At 72.8% G+C, this 16,300-nt stretch carries 16 protein-coding genes; 4 read left to right on the top strand and 12 right to left on the bottom strand.

Features of this window, described 5'->3' with window-relative positions:
* Positions 1–144: 144 nt before the first annotated feature.
* From OV090_RS02060 to OV090_RS02075, 4 genes are all read right to left on the bottom strand, one after another.
* Positions 145–1,197 (bottom strand): radical SAM/SPASM domain-containing protein, encoded by a 1,053-nt coding sequence (locus OV090_RS02060; RefSeq protein WP_267701753.1) that lies wholly within the window; start codon positions 1,195–1,197, stop codon positions 145–147.
* Between the two features lie 383 nt (positions 1,198–1,580).
* The gene (locus OV090_RS02065) at positions 1,581–3,308 is read right to left on the bottom strand and encodes a VWA domain-containing protein (protein ID WP_267701754.1); all 1,728 of its coding nucleotides are present in this window, start codon (positions 3,306–3,308) and stop codon (positions 1,581–1,583) included.
* A gap of 237 nt (positions 3,309–3,545) precedes the next feature.
* Entirely contained in the window at positions 3,546–4,196 is a 651-nt protein-coding gene (locus tag OV090_RS02070; RefSeq protein WP_276601084.1) for an SUMF1/EgtB/PvdO family nonheme iron enzyme, read from the bottom strand.
* 95 nt (positions 4,197–4,291) lie between these two features.
* Positions 4,292–5,431 (bottom strand): choice-of-anchor L domain-containing protein, encoded by a 1,140-nt coding sequence (locus tag OV090_RS02075; protein ID WP_267701756.1) that lies wholly within the window; start codon positions 5,429–5,431, stop codon positions 4,292–4,294.
* A 149-nt stretch (positions 5,432–5,580) separates the two neighbouring features.
* Here OV090_RS02075 and OV090_RS02080 point away from each other — a divergent pair, with 149 nt between their 5' ends.
* Positions 5,581–6,972, top strand: a complete 1,392-nt coding sequence (locus tag OV090_RS02080; protein ID WP_267701757.1) for a serine hydrolase — start codon at positions 5,581–5,583, stop codon at positions 6,970–6,972.
* A gap of 144 nt (positions 6,973–7,116) precedes the next feature.
* Here OV090_RS02080 and OV090_RS02085 read toward each other — a convergent pair whose 3' ends face one another.
* Positions 7,117–7,482 carry a hypothetical protein gene (locus OV090_RS02085; RefSeq protein WP_267701758.1) on the bottom strand — a complete coding sequence of 122 codons (366 nt, stop codon included), beginning with the start codon at positions 7,480–7,482 and terminating at the stop codon, positions 7,117–7,119.
* Entirely contained in the window at positions 7,482–8,732 is a 1,251-nt protein-coding gene (locus OV090_RS02090; RefSeq protein ID WP_267701759.1) for a phosphatidylinositol-specific phospholipase C domain-containing protein, read from the bottom strand. Before OV090_RS02090 ends, OV090_RS02085 begins: the two co-directional genes overlap by 1 nt.
* 73 nt (positions 8,733–8,805) lie before the next feature.
* Between OV090_RS02090 and OV090_RS02095 the strand changes: the two genes are divergently transcribed.
* A complete protein-coding gene (locus OV090_RS02095; RefSeq protein ID WP_267701760.1) occupies positions 8,806–9,441 on the top strand; it encodes a hypothetical protein in 636 nt (211 codons plus the stop codon).
* A gap of 64 nt (positions 9,442–9,505) precedes the next feature.
* Here the strand turns inward: OV090_RS02095 and OV090_RS02100 are convergent, their stop codons facing one another.
* The 3 genes from OV090_RS02100 to OV090_RS02110 form a co-directional block, all read right to left on the bottom strand.
* Positions 9,506–10,534 carry a hypothetical protein gene (locus tag OV090_RS02100; protein ID WP_267701761.1) on the bottom strand — a complete coding sequence of 343 codons (1,029 nt, stop codon included), beginning with the start codon at positions 10,532–10,534 and terminating at the stop codon, positions 9,506–9,508.
* 24 nt (positions 10,535–10,558) lie between these two features.
* Positions 10,559–10,828, bottom strand: a complete 270-nt coding sequence (locus OV090_RS02105; protein ID WP_267701762.1) for a hypothetical protein — start codon at positions 10,826–10,828, stop codon at positions 10,559–10,561.
* Positions 10,829–11,152: 324 nt separating this feature from the next.
* Positions 11,153–11,410: a hypothetical protein gene (locus OV090_RS02110; RefSeq protein WP_267701763.1), complete on the bottom strand. Its 258-nt coding sequence runs from the start codon at positions 11,408–11,410 to the stop codon at positions 11,153–11,155.
* Positions 11,411–11,548: 138 nt separating this feature from the next.
* Here OV090_RS02110 and OV090_RS02115 point away from each other — a divergent pair, with 138 nt between their 5' ends.
* Positions 11,549–12,529 carry a hypothetical protein gene (locus OV090_RS02115; protein WP_267701764.1) on the top strand — a complete coding sequence of 327 codons (981 nt, stop codon included), beginning with the start codon at positions 11,549–11,551 and terminating at the stop codon, positions 12,527–12,529.
* Positions 12,526–13,455: a LysR substrate-binding domain-containing protein gene (locus OV090_RS02120; RefSeq protein WP_267701765.1), complete on the top strand. Its 930-nt coding sequence runs from the start codon at positions 12,526–12,528 to the stop codon at positions 13,453–13,455. The genes OV090_RS02115 and OV090_RS02120 overlap by 4 nt, the downstream gene beginning before the upstream one ends.
* Positions 13,456–13,637: 182 nt before the next feature.
* Here the strand turns inward: OV090_RS02120 and OV090_RS02125 are convergent, their stop codons facing one another.
* The 3 genes from OV090_RS02125 to OV090_RS02135 form a co-directional block, all read right to left on the bottom strand.
* On the bottom strand, positions 13,638–14,468 hold the full coding sequence (locus OV090_RS02125) for a ferritin-like domain-containing protein (RefSeq protein ID WP_267701766.1): 831 nt from the start codon (positions 14,466–14,468) through the stop codon (positions 13,638–13,640).
* Positions 14,465–15,073: a hypothetical protein gene (locus OV090_RS02130; protein ID WP_267701767.1), complete on the bottom strand. Its 609-nt coding sequence runs from the start codon at positions 15,071–15,073 to the stop codon at positions 14,465–14,467. The genes OV090_RS02125 and OV090_RS02130 overlap by 4 nt, the downstream gene beginning before the upstream one ends.
* Before the next feature lie 316 nt (positions 15,074–15,389).
* Positions 15,390–15,980, bottom strand: coding sequence for a hypothetical protein (locus OV090_RS02135; RefSeq protein WP_267701768.1), 591 nt, complete (start codon positions 15,978–15,980; stop codon positions 15,390–15,392).
* Positions 15,981–16,300 lie beyond the last annotated feature (320 nt).

The following is a 16,300-nucleotide window of genomic DNA, read 5'->3' on the forward strand; positions in this document are numbered from 1 at the left end:
TCTCTGATTTGCATGCCAAAAGTGATAACGACTTTCAATATCACCGTCAAGCCACGAATTTCGCCCCGAATCTCGATTCCGCGAAACGCACGGCGATCCGTCCGCGACGAAGCATCGCGCGTGCGGGTCGCCGATTTCGAGCGCTCAGATCCACGGCGGGTTGACGCGACAGCCGCCGCAGATCCGGTGCTCGCCGCGGCGGTCGTGCAGGTGTTGCTGGCGCAGCGCCGCGTAGCCGGGCCCGTGGTAGATCTGGCGCAGGCTCTGCACATTCGTGTCGCCGAGGATCAGCTGGCGCAGCGCCGCGTCCTCGCAGCACGGCGACACCCGGCCGTCGGCGTACACGTACATCTTGCGCCACGGCGCCGGGCACGGCATCTGCCACTGCGAATCGTCCATCACCCGCAGGCGCCCGCGCACCGGCACCGCGCGGTCGGTCTTCTTGAGCTCGCCGAGCCAGTCGGTGCGATCGGCGATGCTCACGCGATCGACCCGCGGACGCCAGAAGCGCACGAACTCCGGCATCTCGTGGACGTTCTCGGCCAGCGTCACGCACGACACTGTCACCTTCGGCACCGCGCCCTCGTGGGCCTGGCGCAGCGCGAGGAACCGCTCGATGTTGCCGTACACCCGGTCGCGCGACAGCGGCGGCATCACGGCCTCGTAGACCGGCTTCGACAGGCCGTTGACGCTGAAGTTGACCTCCGTCCAGCCGCCGAGCTCGAGCATCGCCGCGGCCAGCTCGGGCGTCAGCATGCTCGCGTTCGAGAAGAAGTTGTAGGTCATCCCCGCCATGCGCACGTACTGCAGCCGCTCGAGCCAGCGCTTGTCGACCATCGGCTCGCCGTAGATGCTGAGGCACACCGAGTCGACGCCCCACGCCGACGCCTCGTCGACCAGCCGGCGGAACAGGTCCATCGACATCACACCCACCATCTTGCGCTCGCTGTGGACGCACATCGAGCAGCGGGCGTTGCACGTCAGCACCGTCTCCAGCCACAGCTGCGGCGGCGCTCCGGCCTGCACCGCCGCCTCCGCCTGCGTCGCGCGCGTGCGGACGAACCGGCGGAACACCTGCGTCTGCTGCAGCCGCGGCGAGCGATAGACCTGCTTGGCCAGCGCCACCGCGGCCGGCGAGCGCGCCACCAGCCCCCGCGCCCGCGACAACAGCGTCCCCGGACCCGTCGCGCCGGTCATGACCTCGTCTCCTCGCTCCGGTCGCGAATGCGACCACATGTCTCATGAGACATCTCTTAAAAACCTCCGCGACGCGCGCCGCGGCCCTCTCAGCGGACCGGCGCTCGCGTCTCTGATCGTTGCAGTGGCCGGGGCTCGCGACGTCCGTCTGCAGGGCCGCACAGCGCTGCGTGTCCGCGAACGGACGCGCCGCGTGGCCACCTCGCGCGTCGTCCGTCTCGGCCGCGCATGATCGCCGTCACGCATGGCCACACCGCGGTCCGTCCGTCATCGTCGCGTCCGCGGCGCAACCTCCCCGGGCGCACGTCCTCACCGGCCGCCGCCGCCGCGAGCGGCCCGACCTCGCCGCTCGCGGTGCGGCGAAGGTCAGGCCTCTCCCCGGCTCACAGGGCCGGGCAGGCGAGCGACGGATTCGGCGACTTCTCGCAGGTCGCCTCGAACGTCGCGCCGCTGGGCGGCGGCGCGGTGCGCAAGAACTGGAACTCGAGGTTGAAGCCCTCGCTGACGCACTCGGCGGACATGTCGTCGAGGGAGCTCGGGGTCTGGTTGCCCAGATCGACGAGCTCCGCGAAGCACACCGTCGCGCCCGCGGGGACCGCCAAGTTGCCGTCCACCTCCTCGCACTTCTGCACCTCGATCCGGGTCTGGGCGGCGAGGTCGACCTCGAACACCTGGCAGTTCGGCTGGACCACGGGCGTCTCCGGCTGGATGTCCTTGACGCACAGCGGCATGCAGGCCGGCCGGAGCTGGTCGGCGATCCGCGTGGCGATGGCCGCCAGCGCCGCGCTGTAGTCGCTGTTGCAGATCGAGAAGATGTCGCGGTCCTCGCCGACCGCGAACGCCTCGGCGACCTCGCGCTCGCGCACCGGCGGGACGGCGCCGAGGGACTCCGCGTCGATGCAGCCGTGGCCGATGCCGAAGTCGAGCTGGACCTGCGGGTCGGCGGCGTCCTCGTACACGAGCTCGCTATCGTGCGTCTCGTAGCCCGGCGGAACGCCGGCGATCATCATCATCCGCACCTCGGCGAACGAATCGAACACCCGCTTCTGATCCTCGATCGCCTGCAGGAAATCGATGTAGTGCGACACCGGCTGCAACACCGCGGCCTCGTCGCTCACGCCGGGGTTGCCCTGGAGGTCGTGATTCCCGGCCGAGCAGCCGGCGTACAGCGGCCCGGGCCCCTCGCAGCGCACGCCCGCGTTCCAGCACACCGCGCTGGTCGGCGCCGGCGCGTCGGGGTCCTCCCAGAACACCTTGTTGTTGGTGAAGATCTCCTCGAAGCCGGGCGCCGGCGAGCAATCCGTCTCGTCGCTGAAGAGCACCACCGACAGGCTCGCTTGCGGGCGCATGAAGCCGAAGTTGCTCGCCGAGCCGCCGTCGCTCGTGCGCGCCAGCGCAGTGAACATCGACTCGAGGTGCGACTCGAAGCCGCAGCCCGTCACGCCCTGCGGCATGAAGCACTGCAGCGCCTGCGCCGGCGACACTCCTTCCGGCAGGTTGCTGACCTGGCCGTGGACCTCGACCCACTTGCGCGGCGCCAGCTCGCCGTTCGACGCGTGCGTGGCAGTGGGCATGATCGGCAGATCGGCGTCGCCCAGCGCGCACGCGGCGGTGCACGCCTCCGACACGTCGTCGAAGATCCCCGGCAGCTCGAACTCGCCCGCGGCCACGCGCTCGAGGCAGCTCGTCAGCACCAGCTCGCCGCGCTCCGGCCCGCTGTCGTCGGCGTTGCAGCGCGGGTTGCCGCTGTCCGTGGTGGTGATTCCGATGCGGTAGTCGAGGCCGCCGAGCGCGTCGACGAACGCGGGCATCGCCGCCGCCAGCTTCGCCTGCCGCGGCGCCATCGACAGCGAGTTGTCGATCACGAACAGGATGTCGGCCTCGAGGCTCGAGCCGATCGGCACCGTCGGCGCCGGCTCCGGCCCGTCCGTCGTGCCATCGGTGTCCGAAGTCGGATCAGTGGTCGTCGGTGGGTCCGTCGTCGGCGCCGCGGTGACTGTGCCGTCGGTCATCGGACCCCCGGTCGCCGGTCCGTCCGTCGTCGTGCCGCCGTCGGTCTCGTCGCCGGGGTCTCGCTCGGTGCAGCCCGAGGCCGCGACGAGCGCTGTCACAAGGCCGATATTGCGCGCCAGGAATAGCCGAGGATAAGCCTGCATCCCTCCGTTATAGCGCACGTCGCGGCCCATCACCGGCCGGCGCCGCCGCGCGACCACACGACGCGGATGTCCGACACCCACACGACACGCGGGGGCCCCCTGCGACAGGCGCGTCGCAGGCCGGGCGGCGGGTGACATGGCGGAACGGACATGTCCCTTTCGCCACGTCAGCGCTGACGGCTGCGACGCAGTTCAGCGCGAGCGGGCGAGGCGGAACCCGAGGTCGTCGACGCGAAACGTCGGGTGGCTGCGGCGGCGGCACGACGCCCGCAGGCCGCGCGGCCTGTCGTTCCAGCCGCCGCCGCGGAACACCCGGTACGGCCCGTAGACCTTCGGATCGTAGACGTCCCAGCACCACTCCCAGGCGTTGCCGATCATGTCGTAAAAGCCCCAGGCGTTGGGCTCGCGGGTCGCCACGTCGTGCGGCGCGCCGCCCGAGTTGCCGTGGTGCCACGCGATCGCGTCGAGCTCGCCGTAGCGCTCGCCGGTCGTCCCGGCCCGGCACGCGTACTCCCACTCCGCCTCCGACGGCAGGCGGTAGCCGTCGGCGTCCCAGTCGCACGTCACGTCGCGCGCCTCGGGGTCCTCGCCGAACGCGTAGCACGGCCGCAGCCCCGCCCGCAGCGACAGCGCGTTGCAGAACCGGATCACCTCGTTCCACGACACCTCGGTCACCGGCGTCCGCGGCCCGGCCGACGACGCCGGCGCCTCGCCGTGGATCGCCGCGTACAGCTCGCGCGTCACCGGCACCGCCCCCAGGCGGAACTGCGCCACCGCGACCTGCCAGTTGGTCTTGGTGCCCTCGTCGCGGAGCACCACCCCCGCCGCCGGCAAGGCGATCATGCGCGCGTCGAGTTCGTGGAGCAGCGTCTCGTCGGAGGTCGTCACGGCGAAAACCTCCTACCGACCGCCCCGCCGGGTGTCAATGCGCCCTCGCCTCACCCCACCGGCTCGGTCACCGGTCCGCCCGCGTCGCCGCAGTGCCACTGGAAGTTGTCGACCAGCACGAAGCTGTCCCAGTTGACGTCGTCGAGGTCGAAGATCGCCAGCACCAGCTCGATGGTCTCCCCGGGCACCACGTCGGCGGTGGTCGTCAGCCACTTCGTCCCCGCGCTGTAGCGCATGCACGTCCCGGCGAACTCGGGCAGGTCGCCGCCGTCGTCGTACAGCTCGAGGAACGCCGCGTTGAGCGACAGCGCCTTGCCCTGCTGGTCGAACGAGATGTTGCCGGTCCAGTTCGTCGACTCGAGCCAGCCGATGAACATGTCGTTATACGGCTGGTCCTGCCAGATCGGGTACTCCTTGGTGAAGAACGCCAGGTCGAAGCTGAACGACTCCGCCCCGTCCGGCACCACCGCCGTGAAGCGCAGCTCTTGATAGTCGTACTTGAAGCCGCTCTGCTCGAACTGGTTCTTGATCGTCTTCGAACAATCACCGGTGCCGACCAGCGACGGGTCGACCAGGCAATCGCCCTGCACCGGCTGCTTCGTGAGCGGCGGCGGGAACTTGGTCGTGTCCATCCCGTCCCCGGGCGTAAACCACGAGTTGCAGTGATACGCGACGTCGCCCTCGTCGGCCGGCGCGTCGTGCATCTCCCCCAGGTGGCCGGTGCTGAGCACCAGGAAGCTGCTGCCCTCGCGCGGCGTGAACGTGTCGGCCTGGCCCCACTGCGAGATGACCCGCAGCCCCGCCGGGTTGCCGTCGAAGCCGCCCGAGACCGTCAGCTCGCCCGGACAGTTGAGGCCGATCGCCTGCAGCGGATCGCCGTCGACCGCGTCGCAGGCCGCGTGCTGCTCCGCCGCGCACTCGCTCGGCCCGCCGAAGTCCGGCAGGCCGACGTCGAGCGCCGGCCCGCCCGTCACGCTGCTCGTCGACGTCGGCGCCGCGGTGCTGTCCTCGCCGCTCGACGTGCTCGCCTCGCTCGTCGCCGATCCACCGGTGGTCGGCGCCGCGGTCGTCGACGTGGTGGCGAGCGACGTCGCCCCCGTGACCCCCGTCGCGCTCGTGCCCGAGCCCCCTCCGGCCTCGCCGCACGCCGACGCCAGCACCGAGACCGCCACCAGACCAGGCCAAGACAAAGATCGCAGCATGCCGCAAGCTATCACGCCGCCGCCAGCCGCCGCGCCTGGGCGCCCTCGCGGCGGAGATGCCTGAAGTCACTGGTCCCCCGCTCGGGCCCCGCGGCGACAGGGCCTGCTCGCCGCCCGCCGCGGTACACTGGCTCGACGTGTCGGCCCCGCCTGCCCCTCCTCGCCTGCGTCGGCGGCTCCTCCTCGGCTTCGCCTTCGTGCTGCTCGCGGCCGTCGTGTTCGTCGCCGGCTGGATCCTCCCGACCGCGACCGGCTACGTGGCCAAGAACGCCTGCTCGGCAGTGTTCGTCGCCGGCCGCGATCCGGACCGCATCGGCGAGGACCTCGCCCCCATGTGGTACGTGTCCTTCGCCGTCGATCGCGAGCAGCGGCGCGTCCACGCCAGCGTGCTCGGCCTCGCCGGGCGCACCGCAGTGCACCGCGACGGCCTCGGCTGCGCCCTCGCCATCGGCGCCGCCCCCGAGGCCCTGCAGGCGCAAACCCTCGCCGTCCAGCACGCCCCGGCCGGCGACGCCCCGTGGCCGGCCGGCGAGGGCGAGCGCCTCGCCGCCGATCCGCCCGGCCTCGACCGCGCCGCCCTCGACGCCGCGGTCACTGCCGCGTTCAGCGAGCCGAACCCCGACTCGCTGCGACTCACGCGCGCAGTCGTCGTCGTCCACGGCGGGGCGATCGTCGCCGAGCGCTACGCCGACGGCTTCGATCGCGGCACGCGTCACCTCGGCTGGTCGATGTCGAAGAGCGTCACGGGCGCATTGATCGGGATCCTCGTCGGCCGCGGCCGCCTGACCCGCGACGCGCCGGCGCCGGTCCCCGCGTGGTCCGGCGACCCACGCGGCGCGATCACCCTCGATCAACTGCTGCGCATGAGCAGCGGCCTGCAGTTCGAGGAGCGCTACGGCCCGCTCGCCGACGCCACCCACATGCTGTTCGAGGTCGAGGACGCCGTCGCGGTCGCCCTCGCGCGCCCGCTCGCGCACGACCCCGACACCGTGTTCGCCTACTCGAGCGGCACCAGCAACATCCTCAGCTGGATCGTCCGCAACCAGTTCCCCGCGCTGGCCGACTACCACCGCTTCCCGCACGAGGCCCTGTTCGCGCCGATCGGCATGCGCTCGGCCGTGTTCGAGACCGACGCCAGCGGCACCTTCCTCGGCTCGTCGTTCGTCTACGCGACCGCGCGCGACTGGGCCCGCTTCGGCCTGCTCTACCTGCGGGACGGCGTGTGGGACGGCGCCCGGATCCTCCCCGAAGGCTGGGTCGAGTACAGCCGCACGCCCACCCGCACCGGCCCCGGCGACTACGCCGCCCACTTCTGGGCCAACGCCCCCGACCCCGCCGACCCGAGCAAGCGCCGCTTGCCCCACGTGCCCCCCGACGCCTACCAGGCCTCCGGCTTCCAGGGCCAGGCCGTCCTCGTGGTGCCCTCGCGCGACGCCGTGATCGTCCGCCTCGGCATGACCCACGAGCGCGCCGCCTGGGACCTCGACAATTTCGCCGCCGCAGTGCTCGCCGCCCTGCCGCCCGCCTGAGCGCCCAGCGCGTGCCCCTTTCGACATGCTCTCAAAAGCATGTCTATCGGGACATGCTCGAATCGACATGTCTCGGGCGACATGCCCTTCTGGGCGGACTCTTCCCTCTCGGCCCCGCTCAGCGCGTCGACCGTCGCCCGCGCCTCACGGCAGGTTGCGCTCCTGCTCGAGCTGCCAGCGGCCGTCGCGGCACCACAGCGCCTCGCTGTACCCGCCCGGCTCGCCCCACGACAGCACGCAATAGCCGTCGCCCGCGCGACACGGATCGCCCGTCTTCGGCGTCGGCTCGCAGCGGCCGTCGACGCCCTGCTGCGGCGGCGGCGGCTCCTTCCCGTTCGGCTCCGCGACGGCGCCGGGCTCGCTCCTGACGTTCGACGCTGCGGCCTCACCTGCCGCACCCGCCGGCGCCCCGGCGCCCGCCGCAGGCTGACCCACGCCCGCCGGCCCGGCCGGCGGCTCGGCGCGCACGCACCCGCACAGCAATGCGCCCACGATCACGCTCGCCCGCATCACAGGTCCTCCAGAGTCACGCTCGTGCACTCCGGCGGCGCAGTCACCGGGTTGCAGCGGGCCGGGTTGCCGTCGGGGAAATCCAAAAAATAGGTCTTGCCGTCGACCGGCGCCGGGAAGTCGTCCTTGAGCATGTGTATCCCCGCAGCCTTGGCCGCCTCCGCCTTCGCCTCGCAGTCGGCGTCAGCCTCGCCCGCGCCGCACACGTTGGTGGCGATCAGCATCCTCCCCGCGTGGGCCTGCGCGATCGCCTCGTCGTCGTCGATCCCGAGCTTGGCGATCGCCGCCCACGGCGCCGAGAACTGGCCCGGCGCCGCCCGGGCGAACATCGCCCGCCCCGCCAGTGACGTGTACCCGGCGGTGTAGTCGTCCGCGTGCCCCTCCTCGACGTTGAGCAGCACCAGCAGGACCTGCCCGCGCAGCTGCGCCAGAGTCGGCCAGCCGTCGGCCTCGAGGGCCGCGCGCACGCTCGGGTGCCCGGCCTGCAGGTCGTCCGGCGTGAACAGCTGCTCGGGCGGCAGCACCTCGCGGATCGTGTCGTCGAGCGCGTCGAGGTCGGACGCCCCGATCGGCAGCCCGCCGGTCGAGTCCTTGATCTCGATCCAAATCACGATCGGCAGGTGCCCGGGGTGCGCCAGCGACCAGTCGCGCACCAGGCCCAGGCACTCGGGCACGTCGGTACAGGTGGCCGACGAGTCGATCACTGTGATGTGATAGACCTCGAACTCGCTGACGCCCCTGTGGACGTCGAGCTCGAACGCCCGCACGCCCTGCTCGCCGAGCTGCACGTCGAGCGGCGCGTGGCTGTACTCGTGGCTCGCGTCGAACGGCAGCAGCGGCTCGACGTGGTAGCTGTTGTGCGTCCCCTTGACCTGCACGTGCTGCAGCGTCAGCACCTCGTCGAGCGACCCGCCGGTCGCATCGGTCTCGCCCTCGGTGGTGTCGCCGGTAGTCGTCGTCGACGTCGACGTCGTCGAGGTGGTCGACGTCGCGGCCTCGGTGGTCGAGCTCCACGCCTCCGAGGTCGACGACGCAGGGCCGGTGGACGTCGTCTCCCCGCCCGACCCCGAGCCGGACGTCGGCACCACGGTAGACGTCGGCGCCTCGCCCGTCGTGCTCGTGCTCGTGCTCGTGCTCGTGCTCGACGAGGCGCCGGTCTCGCTCGCCGCTCCACCGGGATCCGGATCGCCGCACGCAGTCATCGCCAGCGCCCCCCACAACACCCCGCGTATCAGCCCGTTCGCGCGCATGCGAGCATCTTCGCACGCGCCCCGCGTCGCTGTCACGTCCCCGCCGCGCGTGCCATCCTCGGGCACCGGCTACATGACCCCGCAGCCCTTCCCCGCCGTCCGCGAATTCGTCCGCGACCGCGACCCGGCCTACTTCGGTCGCTACCGCCTGTGGTTCCAGCAGGTCGCGCCCTGGTGCGACGACTACCGCGCCCTGATCCCCGTGCGCCCCGGGGCCACCGCCGAGCTCGACGCTGCCTTCGCGGCCCTGCCCGCGCAGAACTGGCCGCTGCAGCGCATCAACCGTGACCATCACGCCTGGGGCTGGTCGCTCGGTCGCGGCGAGCCCGGCCAGGAGCTGCTCTCGCTCGAGCTGCTCTCGGACGTCTGCTACATCGACGCCCGCAACCTGCGCTGGGCGCTCGACCGCCTGGCCGTCTACCTCGAAGACGCGCGCCTGTTCGTGCGCTCGACCGGCGACGCCGACGACCGCTGGCTCGACGAGTACACCCTCGCCGAGGGCTGCGCCGAGGTCCGGCGCTGGCACTGCCCCGAGCCCGGCTGGCCGGGCGTGTTCGCAGTCTACGAGGCCCTCGTGCGCGAGCGCCCGGACGACCGCGAGCTGCGCCGCTTCGTCGCCTTCGCCCACCGCGAGCGGGCCGCCCACAGCGGCAACGCTGGCCTGGCCCACGAGCACCTCGCCCGCGCCGCCGCGCTCGACGAGCCATGACCCTTTCGACATGTCCCTGAAAGCATGCCCATCAAGGCATGCCCCTCAAGACATGTCCTCGTGTTCACGCCCGCTGCGCGCGCGAGCGCCAGATCACCGCGTCGACGATGTAGTGGTGGAAGTTGACCGTCTGGTGGCAGACGAGCACGAACGGCAGCACATCCCAGGACATCCGCCCCGTCGCCTGGCCGAGCGCGAAGTAGAACCCGGAAGACAGCGCCAGGCACACCAGCGCGTAGCGCAGCGCCTGGTCGGCCTGGCACAGGCGCGACAGGAACGGCCGCCGCGGGTCGACCCCGCCGCGGAACCGGCGGACGTTCATCGCCCACACGAACAGCAGGTACTGCGCGTTGTGCCAGATGTTGATGAACAGCCAGCCGAGCGTGATCTCGCGGACCACCAGGTAGCTGACCGCAGTGATCACCACGTGCGACAGCACGAACAGCGCGTGCCCCGTGCTGCGCGGGCGCCCCGCGGCCAGCGCTCGCAGGTGCCGCGCAGTCCACAGCCCCAGCGCCCCGAGGGCCAGCGCCCCGGCCATCACCACCAGCGGCTTCGGCACCTGCGGCAGCCAGATCGGCCCGCCGTAGAACTCGGCCGGCTGCTGGTGCGCGCGGTGCAGCAGGCCCCACAGCGGCCACGCGAACACCACCAGATCGCTGAGGCGATCGCCGGCCGGATCGATCCCCGCGCTGCGGTGGTAGGCGCGGGCGATCCCGTAGCTCTGCCGGGTGTAGTGCCACGACTGCCACGAGAAGTAGATCGTATGGAGCGCCAGCACCCCGCCGAGCGCCACCGCCCCGGCGGTGGCCGCGAACACCAGCGGCGGCAGCCCGAACAGCAGGAACGCGTGGGCCCGCGCGCCCTCGCGGTCGAACGCGATGCGCGTGAACGTCGACAGCGCGTGCGGATAGGCCAGCAGCCAGAAGTCGATCGCGATGACCGCGGCGAACAGCGCCGGCGAGGCGCACCCGGCCGCGCCGAGCACCAGCGCCAGCGCCAGCACGCCGACGATCAGCGACAGATCGAAGCGCGGCCCGCGGAGCCAGTCGATGGGCCCCGCGACGATCGGCGCGGACTCGACGACCGCCACGTCCTCACCCCTCGCGGATCTCGGCTAGGTCGGCGGCGGCGGCAGGGGCTGCGGCCGCGGCTGGGGCTGCGGATCGGGGACCTTCGGCTCGGGCTGCGGCTGCGGCGTGGGCGTGGGCGGCAGCTTCACGTCGGGCGGCGGCGGCGCGTACGGCTGGTTGCCCGGCGTCTGCGGCGGCGGCGGCTGCTTCGGCGCAGCCTCCTTGTCGCCGGTCTTGGCCCCCGGCGCCACCGCGGTGCAGCCGGCCACCGCCACCGCGCCGAGCGACAGCCACGCGGCCGTCAACGTGGCCACGAGCGGCGCGCGACGGGTCGGAGGAGCAGAGGAGCGCGGTCGGGGCGGCTTCGACATTCACCCACGCTACCACGCCGCCGCGCCGGCCACACTCGACGCGCACACGAGGGAAGGCGAGCGGCTTCGCTACGCGCACACGCGAACGTCTCCAGGGACCGCCCACGCCGTCATACCCTGCCTCGCGCGCAGGCGCCCGGCTCGCCGCGGAACGCCCCTGTCCCTGAGGACATGCGCCCCGCGCCATGCTCTTTCCGCCATGCCCGAAAGAACATGTACTTCACCCCATGCCCTTTCGGGCATGTTCCCGCGAGCGCTCCCCGCCGCTCAGGTCACCGGCGGCGGGCGCGGGTCCACCGCCGGCTCCGGCACCGGCTCCGTCACCGGCTCCGGCTCCGGCTTCGGCGCCGGCTCGGCGTCGGGCTCCTGCGCCGGCTTCGGCTCGGCCGCCTGGATCGGCTTGCTGGTGCCGGTCTGGGCGCAGCTCTCGAGGCCGAGGAGCGCGGCGCCGCCGAGGAGGACCGTCACGGCGGCCGCGGCGACACCCCGCGAGGCCAGCCGCTGCATCGAGTCGGACGTGGGCATGTTCGTCAGGCTAACACGCCCGCCGCCCGCGGGGGCGCGCGCCGGGCGACCCGCAGCGCCGCGCGATCCCGGGCGCAGAGCCCGATCTGCGGGGGGCCTCCTGTCGCGGCCCGGGCGGGCGTATAGTGTCCCGCCTCGATGATCCTGTCCGAGCTCATCTCGCGCGTCACGGCCCAGGTCCGCATGCTCGCGGCCGGGCTCGCGCTCGATCCGGCGACGCTGGCCGTGCGCCACCTGCCGGAGCGAGGCGACCCCGCGCGGGCCTCGTTCTCGATCGCCGACGCCGGCGCCCGCTACGACCTCGAGCTCGCGGGCGACCTCGCCGGTCACGCGGCCCTGCGCCGCTGGTACGACCTCGGTCCCGTTTTGGCCGCCCGCTACCAGGCGCCGCGGATCTTCGGCTGGCTCGAGATCGTCGACACCCCGTTCGCCGGCCTGCTGCTCGAGCACGTCGACGGCGTCGTCGTGCGCGACCTGTCCGAAGCGCCAGATCTGGCCCGCGCCCTCACCACCCTGGTCGGCCGCCTGCACGCCGATCGCGACCTGGCCGCGCGCCTGCCCGGGCCGCCGCACACCTGCTGCGACGCCTACCTCGCCGAGCACTTCTCCCGCTGCACCGCCGCCTTGCGGGCCGCTCGCGCCGCGCTCCCGCCGTTCCTCGAGCCTGCCACCCTCGCCTGGCTCGCCGGCGAAGTCGATCGCGTCACCGCCCTCGTGCGCTCCTCGCCGTCCTTCGCAGTGCCTGCCGACCTCCCGGTCCACGGCGCCTTGCTGCGCGCCGGCAACCTGCGCGTCACCGCTGCGGGCGCGTGGTACGTGCTCGGCTGGGACGCGCTGCGCCTCGGCGACCCCGCGCTCGACCTCGCCGCCTTGCCGCCCGTCACCACCACCATCGATCCGAGCGCCGACACCATGCAGGCCACCCGATCGATCCGCGAGCCGTGGCTGTCCCAGCGGATCGCCCTCCTGCGGCGCGCCCGCGCCCTCGCCGGCGCCATCGAGCCGCTGACCGAATGGCTCGCCGCCGCCGCCTGGGCCGACCAGCGCGAGCGCGCCCAGGCTCGGGGCCAGCGCGCCCACGAGTCGGCGCTGGCGTCGTACCGCCAGGACCACGCGTGAGCCGGCCTCGCCCCGCTCCGCCGCCCGCCAGCGACCTGCCCGCGATCGACAGCCTGCGCTGCTTCGTCGCCGCCGCCGAGCACCTGAACTTCAGGACAGCCGCGCGCGCCCTCGCCCTGACCCCCGCCGCCGTCGGCCAGCGGATCCGCCTGCTCGAGCAGCAGCTCGGCGCGACCCTGTTCGTACGCACCACCCGCTCCGTGCGCCTCACCGACGCCGGCCTGTCGCTGCTGCCGCGCGCGCGCGCCTGCCTGGGCGAGGCCGCCGCCTGCATCCGCGTCGTCCGCGGCGAGGACGACCCGCCGCCGATCGAGCTCACCCTCGGCACCCGCTTCGAGCTCGGCATGTCGTGGATCGTCCCCGCCCTGCCGCGCCTGCACGCCGCCCTCCCGCGGGTCACCATGCACCTGTTCTTCGGGTCAGGTCAGGAGATCGTCGACCGCCTGCGCAGCGGCCTCGTCGACTGCGCCGTCACCTCGGCGCGCGTCGACGACAGCCGCCTGCTCGCCGAGCGCCTGCACGAGGAGCGCTACGCCTTCGTCGCCGCGCCCGAGCTGCTCGACCGGCTCCCGCTCGCGCGCCCCGAGGACGTCCCGCGCCACGTCCTGCTCGACATCGACGCCCGCCTCCCCCTCTTCAACTACTTCAGCGGCGCCCCCGCGGCCCCGGCCCTGCCCCGCTTCGGCGGCCACCGCTGGCTCGGCCTCGGCGCCGCCGTCAAGGTCCAGGTGCTCGCCGGCGAGGGCGTCGCAGTCCTGCCGCTCTACATGATCGAGGCCGAGCTGCGCGCCGGTCGCCTGCGCCGCCTCTTCCCCGGCGTCGCCCTGCTGCTCGACTACTTCCGCCTCCTCTACCGCGACCACGACCCCCGCCAGGCCGTCTACCGCGCCCTCGCAGCCGAACTCGCCCGCACCCCGATCGCCTGAATCGGGCGAATGTCCCCGAGGACATGCCCGAAAGCACATGTCCTGAAGGACACGAGTCATCTGCTCGCCCGCGCTGCCGAAGGGTCGCGAGTGTCACCGACGACATGCGCGCTGCGCCGTCAGCGACCTGGTCGCCGCACATGTCTCTCGGAGCATGCCCGAACGAGCATGCCCCGAGTCCCTCACGACGCCCGCGCGAGCGACCGCCCGCACGTCATCGCCCCGGCCCACGTCCCGGTCGCCTGCGCCGCGCGCCAGGCCGACAGCGCCGGCAGCCCCGAAGCTTGCAGCCCGGGCACGATCACCTCCTGCACCGTGGCGAAGAACAGCCGGCGCGCCGCGTGTCCGTCGCACACCCCGATCGCCTCCGCCGCGGCCGACGGGCTCGCGCGCGCCGGCAAGTGCGCCAGCTCGTGCGTCGCCAGCTCGTCGAGCGCGATCACCAGGTAGTCGCCGAGCCGCTCGCGCAGCGTCGGCGACAGCGACGGCGCCAGCTCCTCGAGCAGCCGCCAGCCGAACCGCGCGTGCCCGACCTCGTCGGCGAGGATCTCCGCCAGCAGTCGCTGCAGCGCCGGCGGCCCGGCCGAGCGGCGCTCCGCGTCGATCAGCGCCACCGCCACGGTCTCGCTCAGGCACGACACGCTGATCACGTTGCGCAGCACCGCCTCGAGCGGGTCCGCGTCCTCGTGCTCGGGCACCGGCGGCAGCGACGGCAGCGCCACCACCGGCTCGCCGCCGAGCACCTCGACCACCGCCGCGCAGCGATCCGCGTGGCGCCACTCCTCCGCCACCATCGCCGCCACCCGCGCCTGCCGATCGCCGCGGATCCCCGCGCGCCCCAGCTGCTGCGCCAGCGCCGAGAACACGCGCGCCGACACGTGCTCGTTGAGCATGCGCCCGCGCCACGTCAGGATCGCCGCCGTCCGCTCGACCTCGTCGAGCCGCTCCAGCGTGCGCGCGTCGAGGCGCAGCTCGGCGCGATCGGCTGCCCCGCGCAGATCGAGGCTGCTCATACCCACCTCCCGCGGGCCGCGCGGGCCCGTTGCAGCCGCTCGTGCAGCGCGGCGGGGGGCGCCGGCGGGCCCCACGGCGTGCATTGCGGCGACGGCTCCCACATCTGCCGCTCGCAGCAGACCCAGTCGATCTCGCCCGTGCGCGTGTCCACGCAATCGTCGAGCCCCCCCGAGCTGCTGCCCGTGTCCGTGCCCGGCTCGCCCTCCGTCGTCTCGCCCGTCTCGGTGTCGCCCGAGGTCGTCGTCGAGGTCGTGCTCGCGAACGTCGTCGCGTCGGTCAGCAGCGTGCCCTCGCCGGTGCTCGACGTGCTCGCCTCGCCCGTGCTCGGCTCGCCCGTGCTCGTCGTGCCCGTCGTCAGCGCCTCGCCCGTCCCGGTCGCCCCTTCGGTCTCGTTCGCGCTGCTGCTCGTCGTCGCCAGCGTCGTCGCCTCCGCCGCGGTCGCTCCCGTCGACCCGTCACCCGGGGCCTCCGTCTCGCCTTCGTTCGGCCCCGACCCGCACGCGGCCACCAGCGTCAACATCAGCCCGAACCGCAGCCGCGGCCGCCCCACGAGCCCTGCCGCGGCCGCCAGGGCGCGTTCGTGATGAGATGTCTTAAGAGCCATATCAAAGAATCCTCCCAGCTCGACGATGCCGCAGTCACCGGGCGGGCGGAAGCGATCTTGCGTTGGCTGCGCTGTCAACGGCCGGTTTACAATCGCGTCGGGGCCCTGGCGGTCATGCCAGCGGCGTCGCCGGCTATGCTCATACCTGCGCCCTCATGGCCGACTACACCGTGCAATGCCGGGGCTCACCGATATCGTCGACATCGCGGCGGCGCCTTCACTCCTGCGCCCTGACAACGAGCGGCACCGTCCAGCGCCGGGGCTCCGGCGCGTTCGGTCAGCTCGTCGAGCACGACGCCCGAGAGTCGTTCCCTCGTTAATCGGTCGACAGGCTGACCTGCACGATCGTCAGTCGGGTCCCGGCGGCCACGAACAGCGCCACGCCGTGGTCGCCCCAATCGTCGGCCAGATCCTCGCGTGCCAGCACTGCAGCGTGGGCTCCGACGGCATCACCGACCAACTCGCGCACGCAGGCTGCCCACGGCTCGCGCAACACCGGCAGCATCCACTCGGGCACGTCGTCCTGGCGCACGTACGAGCGATAGCGGCGGAACAACAGCCAGCAGTCGAGGAACTCGTCGAGCGCCTCGGACGGCGCGGTCCACCTCAGCCCGAGCGAGCCGTCCGGCAGGTGCGGATATATCGCGCGCAGCATCTCCTGGACCCGGACGTCGTCGCCCGCGATCGTGCCGCGGGCCGGCCGCGAGTCCTCGGCGAAGCGGAAGAAATAACCACCGTGAAGCCAGCGGATCTGCAGCGCCGAGCTGAAGCTGGCGAACAGCGCCCGTCGCAACGCGCGTCCCGTCAGGCCTGCCGGCGGGCTCGACCAGTACAGCCACAGCTCCTCGATCCCGGGCAGGTCCGGCTCGGGGTGGTCGTCGTCGCTCGACGTCTCGACGCGCAGCATCGCGGCCTGTCCCTTCTACCACGCCCACCGCGACGGCGACGGGCAGCAGCGCGCGGCAGGACCGATCGCCTCGCAGGTCCCGCGCACGCGGGCAGCCGAGGGCTTCGGGCCCCATCTGCTCTGCGTCGACAGCAGCGAACTCGACGGCCTTTTGCACACGCTACGTCGCAGCGAGCGACATGCGACTCGCATCGCGCATTTCGTCCTGGTCGGATCCCCGAGACGCGCCGTTGCGACACCTCGCGCTCCGCGCGACGCGATCGACGTCTCGCAACTCCCCATCGCCGGCGCCAGCGCCGTATCCTGGGCGCCCTGAAAGT

The organism is Nannocystis sp. RBIL2 (assembly GCF_026626745.1).
In the GTDB taxonomy this organism is placed as follows: domain Bacteria; phylum Myxococcota_A; class Polyangia; order Nannocystales; family Nannocystaceae; genus Nannocystis.

Bases quoted from the DNA above. Each gene is read 5' to 3' on its own strand.
- OV090_RS02060 (WP_267701753.1), bottom strand. From the start codon at position 1,197: ATGACCGGCGCGACGGGTCCGGGGACGCTGTTGTCGCGGGCGCGGGGG.
- OV090_RS02070 (WP_276601084.1), bottom strand. From the start codon at position 4,196: ATGATCGCCTTGCCGGCGGCGGGGGTGGTGCTCCGCGACGAGGGCACC.
- OV090_RS02085 (WP_267701758.1), bottom strand. From the start codon at position 7,482: ATGCGGGCGAGCGTGATCGTGGGCGCATTGCTGTGCGGGTGCGTGCGC.
- OV090_RS02090 (WP_267701759.1), bottom strand. From the start codon at position 8,732: ATGCGCGCGAACGGGCTGATACGCGGGGTGTTGTGGGGGGCGCTGGCG.
- OV090_RS02095 (WP_267701760.1), top strand. From the start codon at position 8,806: ATGACCCCGCAGCCCTTCCCCGCCGTCCGCGAATTCGTCCGCGACCGC.
- OV090_RS02110 (WP_267701763.1), bottom strand. From the start codon at position 11,410: ATGCCCACGTCCGACTCGATGCAGCGGCTGGCCTCGCGGGGTGTCGCC.
- OV090_RS02115 (WP_267701764.1), top strand. From the start codon at position 11,549: ATGATCCTGTCCGAGCTCATCTCGCGCGTCACGGCCCAGGTCCGCATG.
- OV090_RS02125 (WP_267701766.1), bottom strand. From the start codon at position 14,468: ATGAGCAGCCTCGATCTGCGCGGGGCAGCCGATCGCGCCGAGCTGCGC.
- OV090_RS02130 (WP_267701767.1), bottom strand. From the start codon at position 15,073: ATGGCTCTTAAGACATCTCATCACGAACGCGCCCTGGCGGCCGCGGCA.
- OV090_RS02135 (WP_267701768.1), bottom strand. From the start codon at position 15,980: ATGCTGCGCGTCGAGACGTCGAGCGACGACGACCACCCCGAGCCGGAC.